Annotated in this window: 13 protein-coding genes; 10 read left to right on the forward strand and 3 right to left on the reverse strand. The window is 59.9% G+C overall.

All coding sequences use genetic code 11. The features are described 5' to 3' along the window. The first annotated feature begins 28 nt into the window (after window positions 1-28). The 6 genes from D8M41_RS08340 (at window position 29) to D8M41_RS08365 (ending at window position 8360) form a co-directional block, all read left to right on the forward strand. Window positions 29-622 carry a glycoside hydrolase family 9 protein gene (locus D8M41_RS08340; protein ID WP_006887036.1) on the forward strand — a complete coding sequence of 198 codons (594 nt, stop codon included), beginning with the start codon at window positions 29-31 and terminating at the stop codon, window positions 620-622. 26 nt (window positions 623-648) lie between these two features. After that, window positions 649-3072 (forward strand): alpha/beta hydrolase, encoded by a 2424-nt coding sequence (locus D8M41_RS08345; RefSeq protein ID WP_006887043.1) that lies wholly within the window; start codon window positions 649-651, stop codon window positions 3070-3072. Window positions 3073-3171: 99 nt separating this feature from the next. Continuing rightward, complete coding sequence (locus D8M41_RS08350; protein ID WP_006886999.1) at window positions 3172-4308, forward strand: histidinol-phosphate transaminase; 1137 nt, start codon at window positions 3172-3174, stop codon at window positions 4306-4308. A 327-nt stretch (window positions 4309-4635) separates the two neighbouring features. After that, a complete protein-coding gene (locus tag D8M41_RS08355) occupies window positions 4636-5802 on the forward strand; it encodes a thiamine pyrophosphate-dependent enzyme (protein ID WP_006887098.1) in 1167 nt (388 codons plus the stop codon). A gap of 2 nt (window positions 5803-5804) precedes the next feature. Continuing rightward, window positions 5805-6800, forward strand: coding sequence for an alpha-ketoacid dehydrogenase subunit beta (locus tag D8M41_RS08360; protein ID WP_006887008.1), 996 nt, complete (start codon window positions 5805-5807; stop codon window positions 6798-6800). Between the two features lie 54 nt (window positions 6801-6854). After that, complete coding sequence (locus D8M41_RS08365) at window positions 6855-8360, forward strand: dihydrolipoamide acetyltransferase family protein (protein ID WP_006887071.1); 1506 nt, start codon at window positions 6855-6857, stop codon at window positions 8358-8360. A gap of 107 nt (window positions 8361-8467) precedes the next feature. On the opposite strand, the gene D8M41_RS08370 is transcribed toward D8M41_RS08365, so the two are convergent. The 3 genes from D8M41_RS08370 to D8M41_RS11695 are packed head-to-tail and all read right to left on the reverse strand — an operon-like array spanning window position 8468 to window position 10359. Next, a complete protein-coding gene (locus D8M41_RS08370) occupies window positions 8468-9481 on the reverse strand; it encodes a YrzE family protein (RefSeq protein WP_006887096.1) in 1014 nt (337 codons plus the stop codon). A 57-nt stretch (window positions 9482-9538) separates the two neighbouring features. Further along, window positions 9539-10216, reverse strand: coding sequence for a sugar O-acetyltransferase (locus D8M41_RS08375; protein WP_006887011.1), 678 nt, complete (start codon window positions 10214-10216; stop codon window positions 9539-9541). After that, a complete protein-coding gene (locus D8M41_RS11695; protein ID WP_006887003.1) occupies window positions 10213-10359 on the reverse strand; it encodes a hypothetical protein in 147 nt (48 codons plus the stop codon). Before D8M41_RS11695 ends, D8M41_RS08375 begins: the two co-directional genes overlap by 4 nt. A 147-nt stretch (window positions 10360-10506) precedes the next feature. Between D8M41_RS11695 and D8M41_RS08380 the strand changes: the two genes are divergently transcribed. The 4 genes from D8M41_RS08380 to D8M41_RS08395 all read left to right on the forward strand — a co-directional run bounded on the left by D8M41_RS08380 (window position 10507) and on the right by D8M41_RS08395 (window position 15325). Next, window positions 10507-12243: a long-chain-fatty-acid--CoA ligase gene (locus D8M41_RS08380; protein WP_006887025.1), complete on the forward strand. Its 1737-nt coding sequence runs from the start codon at window positions 10507-10509 to the stop codon at window positions 12241-12243. A gap of 292 nt (window positions 12244-12535) precedes the next feature. Beyond that, entirely contained in the window at window positions 12536-13399 is an 864-nt protein-coding gene (locus D8M41_RS08385; RefSeq protein ID WP_006887089.1) for a MetQ/NlpA family ABC transporter substrate-binding protein, read from the forward strand. A 204-nt stretch (window positions 13400-13603) separates the two neighbouring features. Continuing rightward, window positions 13604-14617 (forward strand): methionine ABC transporter ATP-binding protein, encoded by a 1014-nt coding sequence (locus D8M41_RS08390; protein ID WP_126926849.1) that lies wholly within the window; start codon window positions 13604-13606, stop codon window positions 14615-14617. Further along, the gene (locus D8M41_RS08395) at window positions 14618-15325 is read left to right on the forward strand and encodes a methionine ABC transporter permease (RefSeq protein ID WP_006887028.1); all 708 of its coding nucleotides are present in this window, start codon (window positions 14618-14620) and stop codon (window positions 15323-15325) included. Window positions 15326-15376: the final 51 nt, after the last annotated feature.

A 15376-nucleotide genomic window follows, 5' to 3' on the forward strand; every position in this document is an offset into this window, starting at 1 on the left:
ATTTGAGCGTAGCACTAAGGAGAGTACCGTGGCACCACCAACAGTAGCCCCTGCCCCCGCCCCGTCACCAGCGCCCGCACCACCAAACCCCACCGACATTCTGCGGGCCGCAGGCGACATGGGATTCGGCGCCAAAGCCGCCAAAGATATTGCCGCGGGGCTCAGCGCTGGCGCGCAACTAATCCGGCAGAAAGGGAAGGAATACCATGACGAGCTCATGAAACACGCCGGAACTCTCGACGAACTCTGCAACCGCACCAACAGTATGCGCAACGAATCCTGGAAATCAGAATCCGGGCAGAAATACCGAGAACAGCTGGAAAACCGCCGGAAAGACGCCGAACATTCCCGCGACGAACTGCGCACAGCCGCCCAAGAAGCACTGCAAGCTGGTGAGGAAATCGCGCAGAACCTAGAAGCACAAAGCGCACTCATTAACAATGCGGCAAACCAGGTGGACTCCATACTGCATTCACTCGCCCACGGGGCGGCAGATGCAGCCGATAAGATAGGCGACATTATTAAAAAATCGGGTATCGGTAGCGCCCAGGATACGCTTAACGCCCTCGCGGATAACGGCAGCAAAATGCTACAGGGCCTCGGCTCGCTCATGCCGCACTAAAAACACGAAACACGTAGGAGAAAATCATGGGTAACCGCACCATAGACGTTGAACTTGAAGAGCTGCCGCGCATCGCCGAAGGGCTTGCGCATATTGGTTACGACTGCGGGGCAATGGTGATGCCGGTTGGGGCCGCAGGGACCGGTATCCTTGCGCACCTGGCAATGAGCGCACACGGCCGCTCCGCCGCAGCCCGTGCCGCAGGAACCTCCGCGAAACTTGCCACGTACTCAGGCACATATGCAACCATGGCTGGAAAGGTGCTTGGGGCGTACGGAGGCTATTGGACAGCAGACGAAATGGCCAAAGCAGGAATCATGCTCCGTGATGGTGTGGGAACAGCAATATTTGGCGCACGGGCATTCTATGGCAAAGAGCTTTTCTCCTTTGAACGTGTTAAAACTATTGACCCTAACTCCGCTGACGCCCCTAAACCTGATAACAATAAAAAAACACCAACGTCTGCTCACGATGCCTCCATATATATTAACAAGACGAGCAGTGAAGCCGACGAAGTGGACAAAACACACCAAGGCAAACAATACGCCGACCGGGGAGCCATCACTGTTATCCCCTACCGGGATAAAAATACGGGACAGAAACGGTACATGGTTGTCATACCCGGAACCGACTCCAATAACCGCAAGGGTGACCCCCACTCGTGGGATAACGCGTTGCGGGAAAGCGGAGGTAAAGACGGGGAACTGACCCCCCAACAGAAAATGATAGACCAAGCCCTGAAAGACGCAGGTGCCGAGCCCGGCTCCGAGGTTTTCCTCATGGGCCACAGCCAAGGCGGTATGATCGCCTACAACACCGCCAACAGCACAGAATTCGCCAAAAAATACAATGTTAAAGGCGTCTATACGGAGGGGTCGCCGCTGAGCGGCCTGCCAGCAAAACGACGCGACTTCAGTGTCGCATATGTGGAAGGTAAAGAGCCTGTGCCGGATTCCTTGGGGCCCCGCAGGGAGGGGAAAGGATGGACGCCGGATGAGCGTGACACCGTCATTAACACCTCTAACTCGGGTATGGATGGGCATGCCGCCGTGGAATACGAGAAGGCGCTGAACAGCAACCCGAAAGGGCACAAAGACCTTAAACAGCTTAAAGATTTCTTCGGCAACGGGGACTACGAAGCGCAGCAGATCGGCGTGTACTCTGCCTCGACAATGCCTGATGGCACATCAGACCTGGCAAACAAGGTGATGCAAATTGGGCGATATGGAGAAGCTACTATCACATCTATAGCCGAGGGGGCTAATCCTCATGTTGCCCAAACGGGCACAGATTTTGCCGGGGGAGAGAAGCTTCCAGATACTCAAGACCCTCAGTATCGTGACCAGGAAGCTGGTGAGTCTTCTGCCTCCACACCAAATGTAAGGACAGACAGCCAAGTAGAGAAGTTCATGCCTTGGGAAGTTTTGATGGGGCAACCGAGCTTCGCGGAAAGCTCCCAAGGGGCTACGCCTTCCGCCCCGCAGGGCGGCTTGTCATGGTCAGATATCGTAGAATCCTCAGGGGTCGTTGGGCCTGGTGCGAGCGCGGGTCAAACGTTTGAGGGGGTAGGCCGCCAGCTGGCGGAGAACCTTGGGATCGCCTCCTCAGAGGACGCTAATTCGGCGGGGGCGGAGAGCTTTATGGACCAGCTTGATAGTGCTGACGCTTCGGACGGGCCGCACGTTATGCCCTACAACCCAGACACTGCCCCTGCCGAGCCGCACGTTATGCCGTATGACCCCGCCACCGATAACGTGGGTGTCGCCACTATGCCGTACAAGCCTGATACTAAGCTCCCGGACCCGCCGACTCCCGAACCGGTGCAGGCACCCGAACCGACTCCAGCTCCCCAACCGGTGCAGGCACCCGAACCAGCCCCGGCTCCGCAGCCAGTGCAGACCCCTGAACCGGTGGCGGCAGCTCCGCAGGGCGGGTATACGCCCCCGCAAGTTGATCCGCCCGCCACCACCGTGCCCTCCGCAGGGCAGCCGGTTGCCCAACCCGCCGGTGAGGCTGTCACTGGGGCACCAGCCGGAGAGTTCACCCCGCCCACGGTGGAACCGGAATACACGCCCATGCCCTACAATCCCGCCACCGATAACGTGGGAGCCTCCAACATGCCGTATGACCCGGCCGATACCTCGGTGCAAGAGCCGCTGCAGATGCCCACCCGGGTGGAACCCAACAACGGGTACACGCCCCCGCAGGTATCTGTCGCTGAGCAGATCGCATCCACAGCCTTTGGCGGCGGCGCTGACGATATGATGGCTGGCGACCTAGAGACAGCCAAGTGGGAAGAACCGACCCAAGGGCCCGCGTACATGCCCTATGACCCCGCCACCGACAGCGGGGAAGTAGCCAACCTGCCGTACAACCCGAACACCGACAATGGCGGGCCTATCTTCCTCCAAAATGCGGCAGCCCCCGAGCTGGCAGGGGCGGCAGCCTAAAACGGGCATCCCGTCGGGGCGCGAACAGAACCAGTACTGTGAGCGCCCCGGCGGGCAGCCCCACACCACAGCCGTGATGTGTGGCACTATACTGAGACTATGAGCGAACACAGCAACACCCCCGAAACACCCGCTATCCAGCCGCGCCACGTCTTCTCGTCTCTGCCCAAATATGCTGCCGGTAAACCTCCCACACCCGTAGAGGGGCTGAAACAGTACAAGCTCTCCTCCAACGAAAACCCTCACGGGCCCATACCTGAGGTGGCGCGCATTCTCGCCGACTTCGACGCCACCCACCGCTACCCGGATCCGCTCTCCACCAAGCTGCGTACCGCCCTCGCCCACCACCTAGGGGTGGACGCCCACAATATTGTGACCGGCGCGGGAAGTCTGGGGGCACTCAACCAAATCCTCAAAGCCTTCGCCGGGGCCAGCCTCGACGGCACCCAAGACGAAGTAATCTACGCCTGGCGGTCCTTCGAAGCCTACCCCATTCTGGTGGGGCTGCTGGGCGCCAAAAGCGTGCAAATCCCCAACCTGCCCAATGGGGCGCACGATTTGAACGCCATGGCGCAGGCTGTTACCGACAGAACCCGTGTGATCCTGGTGTGCACCCCGAATAACCCCACCGGGCCAGCCGTCACCGAGGCACAGATGCGCGAATTTCTCACCAAAATCCCCGAGAACGTGGTGGTCGTCATTGATGAGGCATACTACGAATTCTGCACCGCATCCACCGTGCCCGCCGGGCAAAACGCCCCCGTGAACGGGTTGAACCTGCTCAACGACCACCCGAACGTGATCGTGCTGCGCACCTTCTCCAAAGCACAGGGGCTCGCCGGGCTGCGCGTGGGTTACTCCGTCTCCCACCCGCAGCTGACCCAGTACCTGCGGGTTGCGGCCACCCCGTTCGCCGTGACCGCGCTCGCCGAAGCCGCAGCCGTGGCCTCTATTGAACATGAAGAGGCGGTAATGGATGGGGTGCGGCATATCGTTGCTGAACGTGAACGTGTGGTTGCCCGGCTGCACGAGCTGGGGTACAACATCCCGCAAACCTACGCCAACTTTGTGTGGCTGCCCTTGGGGGAGCACACCGAGGCTTTCAATAAGCTTGCCGCCTCCCACGCCCTCTCGGTGCGTGCTTTCGATGGGGAAGGGGTGCGGGTGAGCATCGGCGAAGATGAGGCAAATGACCGTTTTATCAGCATCTGTGAACAGTTTCCCCACAGAGTCTAGACCCTGCAACGCTGCGCCTATGCACCAAGAGGGTGGGAAAACCTCAGCTCAGGGGCCTTGGCGACAGTGCTTGTGAATCACTCTCTTCACCGTGCCGACGCAGCACCATTTCTCAACCTATGCGGTGCTGCTTGGAAAAACCAAAATCACGCTGACCGAGCCTCATTTATGCTGGAAGAATAACCTTGAGAAACGCTACATCGCGCTGATGTTTCCTGTGAAGAGGAGTAAAATAAGAGGAAATATGCCCAAGCCTTCCGCCCCGCGCGCCGAAACTCTCTGCGTGCGCCCGGCGTGAAGGGCAGCTCGTATCTGCGTGGAGGATTGATGCACGAGAACGAAAAATATCCGGGAGTACCCGAACGCATCCAGCTAATGGATGAGAACGGCAAGGTACACGAGAACCCCACCTTCAGTTCTTATGTGCACGATGTAGACGCAGAACAGCTTCGCGAAGCCTACCGCCTGATGTACATTACCCGCCGCATTGACGACGAAGGAACGGCACTTCAGAGGCAAGGGCAAATGGCTCTATGGGCGCCCAGTCGAGGACAGGAAGCGGCGCAGGTCGGCTCCGCACTGGCATTCGCCCCCAACGACTATATTTTTCCCTCCTACCGTGAACACGCGGTCGCCTTCGCCCGCGGCGTAGATTTCCGCGAACTCATCACGGTTTTCCGCGGCTCCCACACCAACGGGTGGGACCCTAAAAAACATAACTTCCATGTTTACACCAAAGTGCTTGCCGCACAGGTGCCGCACGCGGTCGGCTACGCTATGGGCCTGAACTTCGATGCCGACATTGCGGCGGAAACCGGGCAGCTGCAGACAGGCCAAGGGCAGGCCACCAACCCCGATAACGACACCGTGAAACCCGCCGTCGGCGTCTACTTCGGCGACGGTTCCTCCACCGAAGGCGAAGCCCACGAGGCGATGGTCTTTGCCGCATCCTACGATGCCCCTGTACTGTTCTTCGTGCAAAACAACCGCTGGGCTATTTCGGTACCCTTCGACGTGCAGTCGCGTGTGCCCATCTCAACCCGCGCCCAAGGCTACGGCTTTGAAGGACTGCGCGTTGACGGCAACGATGTGCTCGGCACCCTTGCCGCCACCCGCTACGCGCTCGATAAAATCCGCCGCGGTGAAGGCCCCGTGCTGATCGAGGCGGAAACATACCGCCTGGGCCCGCATACCACCGCCGACGACCCCACCAAATACCGTGACGACGAAGAACTCCAGCAGCGTCTGAACGCAGACCCGCTGATTCGCCTGGAAAAATATCTGCGCGAGAACGGGCACGCAGATGACTCCTTCTTCGAAAAACTCGCCGAAGAAGCACAAGAACTTGCCAACGGGGTGCGTGAGGCGGCGATTGCCTCCGAACCTTATGAATTCGACCGTTTCTTCGACCGCGCCTACGCCGAAGAACACCTTCAGGTAGAAGAAGAACGCGAGTTCTACCGCAACTACGTCGCAGGTTTCGAGGAGGACTAAGAATGAGCGAGCAGAATACACAGGTTGAGCGCCTGACCCTGGCGAAAGCGATCACTCGCGGCCTCGACGACGCGATGGCAGATAACCGTAAAGTCGTGCTGATCGGCGAAGATATCGGCAAACTCGGCGGCGTATACCGCGTAACCGAAGGGCTTCTGGCAAAGCACGGGCAGAAGCGCGTAATGGACTCTCCCCTCGGAGAGGCCGGTATTGTGGGCACCTCCATCGGCATGGCGATGCGCGGCTATCGGCCCGTACCCGAGATTCAGTTCGACGGGTTCGTCTTCCCCGCCTACAACCAGATCACCACCCAGCTCGCCAAAATCCACAACCGCAGCGACAAAAAATATATTGTTCCGGTTACGATCCGTATTCCCTACGGCGGCGTGATCGGGGCGGTCGAGCATCACTCAGAATCGCCCGAGGCGCTGTTCGCGCACACCGCCGGGCTGCGCATCGTAACACCGTCCTCACCGCATGACGCCTACTGGATGACCCGCAAATCTATTGAATGCGACGACCCAGTAATTATTTTCGAGCCCAAACGCCGCTACTGGCTCAAGGGCGAGGTGAACTTTGCAGACACCGACTTTGACCCGTTCCAGGCGCAGGTGGTGCGCGAAGGCACAGACGCGACTATTGTGACATACGGTCCGCTGGTGCCGGTAGCGCTCGCCGCCGCAGATGCCGCCGTCGAAGACGGACGCTCGATCGAAGTCATTGACCTGCGGTCGATCTCCCCGATGGATGTACCCACCGTCGCCGCATCCGTGGTGAAGACCGGGCGCCTGATCGTTGCCCACGAAGCGCCGACCTTCGGGGGCATGGGCGGCGAACTTGCCGCCGCGATCACCGAGCGCTGCTTCTACAGCCTGCAGGCCCCGGTGCTGCGCGTGGGCGGCTACTATATGCCGTACCCGGTACCGCGCACGGAGGAGGAATACGTGCCCGATATTGACCGTATCCTGGAGGCGGTAGACCGCTCCTTTGAGTACTAGACCCACCCCGCAGCGTATTCTTTACGGGCTATATGCACTAGTGAAAGGCGTTTAATGTCCCAGATTTTTAATCTACCCGATGTGGGTGAAGGACTCACCGAAGCCGAAATTCTCGCCTGGAAAGTTGCCCCCGGCGACACCGTGCACATTAACGACGTGCTGGTAGAGATTGAGACCGCCAAGTCTGTGGTTGAGCTCCCCTCACCGTATGAAGGCACCGTGGAGCAGCTGCTCGCTGCTGAAGGTGACACGGTGGAGGTGGGCACCCCCATTATCGCCGTGGCGGGCAGCAGCGAAAGCGCTGGCTCCTCCACCCCCGCCACGCCCGGCGCTAATACCGGTGCTGCCGAAACACCCGAGGTGGAAGCCGGTAACCAGGCGCTCGTTGGTTCGGGCCCCAAGACAGACTCGGTCAAACGCCGCGCCCGTAAACGTCCCGCATCTGCCGCCCAACCGCAGCCGGTGAACCCCGCCCCGCAGCAGCCCGCCCCGGTGGGGCACACACCCGCCTCCGCCGAGCCGCGTGCCGGGCTGCTGGGTGGGCTCAGCGAATGGGCGGAGCGGGCCAGTAAATTCGTGGAGAACACGCCGCTGAACTCTTCTCTGAACACTGTGCGGCAGCGTCTACAGGGTGCCGAGGCCCCAGCACTTGAGCAGGATGCTGCCGCCCCCGTGCCGCATCGGCCTGCTCTTGCCGCCCCGCCGGTGCGCCTGGCCGCTAAGGAAATGGGGGTGGACCTGGCGAATGTGACCGCGACCGGTTCGCGGGGGCAGGTGACGAAACGGGACCTGCTGGACTATGTGGCGCACCTGAACGATGTGCAAGAAACCGGCGGCCGGTTCTGGCAGTCCCCGAGCGTACCCGGTGACCGTCTTGAACGCATCCCCGTACGGGGGGTGCGTAAGGCCACTGCGAAGGCTATGGTGTCTTCGGCGTTTAGCGCCCCGCACGTTTCGATTTTCGTGGATGTGGACGCCTCCCGCACCATGGAATTTGTGAAGCGGCTGAAAAAGTCCCGCCATTTTGAAGGGATTAAGGTGACCCCGCTGCTGGTGCTTGCCGCCGCCGTGATTTGGGCTGCCGAGCGGAACCCGCAGGTGAACGCCACCTGGACGGACAGCGAGATTCAGATTAAGCACTTCATGAACCTTGGTATTGCGGCGGCCACCCCGCGCGGGCTGATGGTGCCGAACATTAAGGATGCGCAGGAGCTGTCCCTGCGTGAGCTGGCGATCGCCCTGAACAACCTGACCGCCCGTGCGCGGGAAGGGAAGACTCAGCCCGCCGAGATGGCGAACGGGACCCTGACGATTACGAACATCGGCTCACTCGGCATTGACACGGGCACCCCGATTATTAACCCCGGTGAGGTGGCGATTATTGCTTTCGGCACGATCAAACAGAAGCCATGGGTGATTGATGGTGAGGTGATCCCGCGTTGGGTCACCACGCTGGGCGGTTCTTTCGATCACCGCGTGGTGGACGGCGACCTCTCGGCGCGTTTCATGGCGGATGTTGCCGCCATCCTTGAGGAACCGGCCATGCTGCTGGATATTTAGCCGCAGGCACCCGCACCCGTATGGGACGCGAAAACTGGGGTTCGTAACCGATACGGCTACGAACCCCAGTTCCATTCTAAGTTTGGCATATACGCTTATGGGAGGCGTTATTTGGGGTATTTCTCCACGCGGCGGTGGTAGATACGGCCGCACATCCCACCCAGGACAGCACCCAGAAACGACACCCCAATGACGCTAAGAAGCGCCAGGATACCGTTGCTGATGGTGCCCGCCCCAAAGAACTGCTGGGCCGCCAGCGGCGAATAGCTGCCGGGGGAGAACGCGTGAGGCATGACGTAGGTGAAAATCGTGGCGGTCGCACACCCAAGAATCTGCCACAGGCACACCGACACGCCCTGTTTAGCGCCCGCAAACCGTGCCATCCGTCCGGCGGTGTACCCTCCCGCGAGGTACGCCAACAGGTAGATCACCCCCACCGTGATTAAAAAGGTGAGCGCATCCGCCTCACCCTCGGAAAAGCGTTGCAGGGTTTCGGCTATAGGGTGCGTGAGCGTACCCGTGGGGAGAACCATAATGGTTTCCGCCAGCCAGGTGAAAAAGCTGAGAGCCGAGAGTGCGACCATCCACCCCATGAGCCCCGGAAACACCTGCAAACGCCCGAAGTGTTCCCGCTGCGCCTCTAGCGGAGCCATGGCAACCACGCCTTCCGGGGGCTGTTCCCACGCCTCTAAAGGTTCCGGGGGCCCGCCGTGGGGAGCACCGCGGTTTGCGTTGTGCGGGTCTGGTGCGGGCGCAGCATCCGGGTGGAGGGCGCCCGTGGTGGGGGTATTAAGCCAGGCCAGCTCCTCGTCGCCGCTGGCAGCATCCACTCCCGGCCCCGCCGCGTTCTGCGCGGAAGAGCCGAACTGTTCAGGTGCGGGTTCATGCCCGTTAGGGAACCGGCCGCCAAGGGAGAGCGTGGGCTCATCATCGTCATACTGCGGTGCGCGGGCCTGTTGGGGTGCCTCGAAATCGTCACCGAACGCCACGGTGGGCTCATGATCATATGCAAGGCCCTGAGTGTTACCGTGATCGCGTCCCTGCTGATACGGTTCAGCTGCGCGGCGGGCCTTGGTGCCGGGCCGTGCGCCCGTGGGAGAGTGCGGGTCGTTAGGGGTCACGTAACCTGGTTTCCTGTCGGTTGCTGGTGGGATGCGGTTGGTGTGTTTGGTGGGTGCCTAGTCGCTGCTGGCTGTTAGAGAGTCGTAGAACGCCTGCGCCTCAGCGATACTTTGTGCACTGTACTGGTGCGGATGCGCCGGGTGCTCATCGGGGCCAACGGTGCGCGCCACGCGCGCCGGGTTGCCCACGACCACCGCATTGGCGGGCACATCTTTCGTGACTACCGACCCCGCCCCAATGACGGCGTTCTCGCCGATACTCACCCCGCCAAGTATGATTGCGCCGCCGCCGATCCACACGTTATCGCCCACGGTAATCGGCAGCCCGCCCTCCCACAGGTCTTTACGATCTTGAGGGTTCACCGGGTGGGTGGGGGTGAGAAACTGGGTGTTTGAACCAACCAGCACGCCGTCGCCGAAACGTACGGGGGCCACATCTAGAATCACGGTGTTGAAATTGAAAAAGCAGCCCTCGCCAACGAACGTGTTCACCCCGTAGTCGAACGCCACGGAAGGACGCATAAACGACCCGGTGCCGAACGCACCAAGGTGCTCACGGAGCACGTGCATCGCCTGGGCGTGCTCACTGCGCGCATAGTACTGTTCGAAGAGTTTGGTTGCCTCATAGATGGTGTCAGAAAGGGCATGGCATTCGGCGTCAGGCTTGTAGGGGGCGCCGGCGACCATGCGCTTAAAAACGGGGCCGTGCTCGGCCGGTTGCTGGTGGCGGCTCATTGATGTATACCCCCATAGAATAGGTACATGAAGCCGATAATGGCGGCGCCTAGTGCGATAACCACCAGCCCGGCAATGGCGAAACGTTTAGAGATTTCACGCAGCAGCTTCTTAAAATCCTCATCTGAGTAATTCTGACTCATACCGTTAAGTATCCCAGAAGATACACTGCACGCCCACCCTCTGCGGATTGGGCGAGTCTGGGTGAATCCAGTGAACCTGCTGGCAATGATCTGCCATTGCGGCCTTGCGGCTTGAGCCGGGCGGCGGCAGAGGGCACAATACAGAACATGACTGACGCACACAACCCTATAGCCGCCCCGGATGTGCCCGGGCAGAACCCGCTGGCGCATCGCCCTTGGCTCAAAAATTATTCACCCGGCGTCGCCGCCGATGTTCACCTGTCTGAGACCTCGCTGAGCCACCTGATTGATGATGCTATCCGCGAGGTTCCCCATAAGATTGCCCTCGAATTCTTCGGGGCCACCACCACCTACGCCGAACTTGGCAGTCAGATCGACCGTGCCGCTGAAGGGCTGCGTCTGGCTGGGGTGCAGGCGGGGGATCGGGTCGCCCTGATTCTGCCTAACTGTCCGCAGCATATTGTTGCCTTCTACGCGATTCTGCGCCTGGGTGCGATCGTCGTGGAACACAACCCCCTCTACACCGGCGCCGAGCTGCGGCACATGTTTGAGGACCACGGCGCGAAGGCCGCCATCGTGTGGGATAAGATTTCCGGGCATATTACGGGCCTTCCCGACGATATTAGACCGGCACATATTTACGCTGTGAACCTTATTAAAGCGATGCCCGCCCTCACCCGCGCGGCGCTCAAACTGCCGGTCAAAAAGGCGCGCGAATCCCGGGAAAAACTCGAAGGAGCCGCCCCCGGAACCACCAGCTGGGCGCAGCTGCTCAAGAGCCCGCCGATCGACCCCGATTTCAAACGGCCCACTGCCCACGATATAGCGCTTCTGCAGTACACCTCCGGCACCACCGGACTGCCCAAGGGCGTGATGCTCACCCACCGCAACCTCGAATCGAACGGGCGCATGGGCGAAGCCTGGATTAAACCCAGCGATAACGAGAGCATCTACTCGGTGCTGCCGCTCTTCCACGCCTACGGCATGACCCTGGGCGTAACGATTGCGGCGCTGTGCCGCGCCCGGCTGGTGCTCTTCCCAACCGTCGATATGGGTCTGATTATTAAGGCGATGAAGAAGACCCGCCCCACGATTCTGCCCGCAGTACCGCCGGTCTACCGCCGCCTGATGGATGTCGCCAAAGAGCAGGGCATCTCGCTGCAGGGAGTTCGCTATGCGGTTTCGGGTGCCATGAACCTGCCGCCCGAGCTGGTGGCAGAGTGGGAGGAGGCATCCGGCGGGTACATGGTTGAGGGGTACGGGCTGACCGAGTGCGCGCCGCTCGTCTCATGCAATCCGCTCAACGATACGCGCCGTGCCGGGTCAATCGGTATCCCCTTCCCCTCGACCGATATTCGCGTGGTAGACCCCGAAACCCTTCAGGATGTGCCGCTCGGCGAAGAGGGCGAGCTGTGGGTTTACGGTCCGCAATGTTTCGCCGGGTACTGGAAACGCGAGGAAGACACGCAGAAAACCATTACGGCTGACGGCTGGCTGCGCACCGGCGATATTGTGCGCCTGGACGAAGACTACTTCATTCAGATCGTGGATCGCATTAAGGAAGTCATCATTACCGGCGGGTTCAACGTCTCACCCACCGAAGTGGAAACCGCCCTGAAACAGCACGATTCCGTGGCGGATGCGGCGGTCGTGGGCATCCCGCAGGCCAGCGGGGGAGAGATGGTGGTCGCCGCCGTGATTCCTGCCGAAGGGCACGCGGTTGATGAACATGCGCTGCGCGAGCACTGCTATGCGCGCGTGACCCGCTATAAAGTGCCGCGCAGGATTGTGGCGGTGGACGACCTGCCCCGGTCGATGCTCGGCAAGATTCTGCGCCGCAAGGTACGCGAGCAACTGCTGAACAGCGAAGAATTCAGCCACTAGAGCCGCAGGGCGCTGAGGTACGCCCCCGTAATAGCTAAATCGCCGGTTTTCCGGCGATTTAGCCGTTAACGAGCGGGTGCTAAAAGCCCGGTGTGGTATCGCCGAAATGTTACGAAATATTGCGAGGGTGACACTGTGTGTCGCCATGTGATTCCTCGACTACCCGAGCGTACGCCGGGCATGCTCTAATGGGTAAACACCCCTCCCGGAACCCCGGGAACCACCCGCACAGGAATTTAACCGTGCACGTGGTGGCGCATCGTAAACCCAAACAACAGAAAGTTTCATAGCCGTGAAAAAATTTGTTGCTGCACTGGCAGTTGTACCTCTTGTCTTCAGCCTCGCCGCCTGCGGTTCTTCCTCGAACGGTAACGGTGATAGCAAGAAGATCACCATCGGCGTGGTTGGTAACGAAACCGCGAACCAGGTGCTCAAAGACGAAGCAGCCAAACAGGGCATCACCATTGAGTACAGTGAGTTCACCGACTACGCCCAGCCCAACCCGGCTGTTGACGCAGGCGATAACGACATGAACCGTTTCCAGCACATCGCCTACCTGGCAAACTATAACGTTAGCTCCGGCAAAGACCTGCAGATCGTGGGTTCTACCAATATTTACCCCATGGCTATCTTCTCCAAGAAGCACAAGAAGGTAGATGAGATCCCTCAGGGCGGCACCATCGCCATCCCGAACGACAGCGTGAACGAGGCCCGTGCCCTGCTGCTGCTGAAGGCCCAGAACCTGGTCACCTTCAAATCAGAGGTGCACACCCCCACCCACAATGATATTGACACCGGCAAATCCAAGGTGAAAGTCACCCCGGTAGATGCGGCACAGACCGTGGTCTCCTTGGACTCCGTGGACGCTGCCGTCATTAATAACACCTTCCTTGCGGACGCGGGCCTGAACCCCTCCGATGCGCTCGCCCAGGACGACCCGAACAACCCCGACGCCCGCCGGTACGTGAACCTGTTCGTGGCGCAGAAAGATAAGGTCAACGACGAAACCTACAAGAAAGTCGTTGAAATCTTCCACAGCAAGACCGTGCAGGACGCCGTGAAGGAAGACTCCAAGAACACCGCAGTTGAGGTGAATCTCTCCCAGGACGAGCTGAAAAAAGCGCTCGAAAACGAAGAGGCGGCGCTGAAGAAATAGGTGTAATGCAGTAAGATAGCATACGGCGGAAGCGGTAAACCGGAACGACCCCGCAGGGTGCCCGGCTTACCGCATTTTGCCGTAGACGGGTGGATGCGCCCCGGTACACCCCGCGGCAGGCGCATCCGACCGAACCAGCCACTATCACAGCAAAGAGAGCGTACATTGAGCGAACAGATAGACCCCAGGGATGCACTGACACCCATGGTCACTATCGAGCACGTCTCCAAAGTTTTCGGTAAAGGCAAAAAAGCCGTTACTGCAGTCGATGACGTTTCCCTCACCGTTAACCGTGGCGAAATATTCGCCATTATCGGCTATTCTGGCGCGGGAAAGTCAACCCTGGTGCGCCTCATTAATGGCCTGGAAACCACCACCAGCGGCACACTCACCGTGGACGGCTTCGAAATTTCCGGTAAACGTGACCTGGAGCTGCAAAAAGTCCGTACCAATATCGGCATGATTTTTCAGCAGTTCAACCTCATGAACTCCCGTACCGTGGCCAAGAACATTGAGTTCCCCCTCAAGGTTGCCGGGTGGGATAAAGCCGCTCGGAAAAAACGTGTCGCGGAGATGCTGGAATTTGTGGGGCTTACCGAACGCGCTAACTACTACCCCAGTCAGCTGTCGGGTGGGCAGAAACAGCGTGTAGGTATTGCCCGGGCGCTGGCCACGAAACCGGCGCTGCTGCTGGCAGACGAGGCGACCAGCGCCCTTGACCCCGAAACCACGCAGGAAGTGCTTGCCCTGCTGAAAAAAGTGAACCAGGAGCTGGGGATCACTGTTGTCGTCATCACCCACGAGATGGATGTGGTGGCTTCCATCGCCAATAGGGTTGCCGTTATGGAGAACGGCCGCGTGGTGGAAGAAGGCACCGTCTACGACGTGTTCTCAAGCCCGCAGACCGATGTCGCCAAGCTTTTCGTAGCCACCACCGTCAAACAGGTTCCCACCGGTGAAGACGCCGCCGAACTGCGCAAAAACCACAAGGGCTACCTGGTGAATGTCGAAATTATTGAGGGCAACCAGAAGCTCGGCAAGGTGCTCTCATACCTGAGTGAGAGGCGGGTACGGTTCAATATCGTCCAGGGCGGTATTGAGACTCTGCAAGGTAAAGCCTACGGCACGCTCACCCTCGAACTGCTGGGGGAGGTCACCAGTATTGACGCTGTGGCGGCCGAACTGAAAACTGTGACCCGCGTGAAGGAGGTGCGCTAAATGAACGCACTACTGACGACTGCGCCGCTGGCGGCCTCCACCAGGCCGGTTAACTGGGATACTTTCATCCCCAAAACCCTCGTCCCCGCCATTTTCGACACCCTGTACATGGTCGCAATCACGATGGTGATTGCCGGTTTTCTGGGGCTGCTGCTGGGCGCTCTGCTGTACACCACCCGTGAAGGCAATATCTACCAGAACCGTTTCGTGTACGCGGTGCTGAACGTGCTGGTGAATATTGTGCGGCCCATCCCGTTCATTATTCTGATTGCCGCCTTGGGCCCGCTCACCAGTGCGGTGGTACAGACCCGTTTAGGCCTAAACGCGGCGATTTTCGCCATGAGTTTCGGCGCGTCCTTCGCCATTGCGCGCATTGTGGAGCAGAATATGGTCTCCATCGACCCGGGCGTGGTTGAGGCGGCCCGCGCAATGGGTGCCTCCAGGCTGCGGATTCTGTTCACAGTGATGATCCCCGAAGCGCTCGGGCCGCTGATCCTGGGCTACACCTTCATCGTGATCGGCGTGGTCGATATGTCCGCCATGGCCGGGTACGTGGGCGGCGGCGGCCTGGGTAAGGTCGCCATTGTGGACGGCTACCAGAAGTTCCAGGACCAGATCACCTGGCTGGTTGTGGCGGTCATTATTATTCTGGTGCAGCTGGTGCAGTTCATCGGCAACACCCTGGCGAAGCGGGTGCTGCACCGGTAAACGCCGCTTGGGCGCTGGCCCCTCCCCGGACAGGAGGGTAAGCCTTAGCCC

Origin of the sequence: Rothia sp. HSID18069, assembly GCF_003989155.1 — a bacterium.
GTDB classification, from domain to species: Bacteria; Actinomycetota; Actinomycetes; order Actinomycetales; family Micrococcaceae; genus Rothia; species Rothia aeria.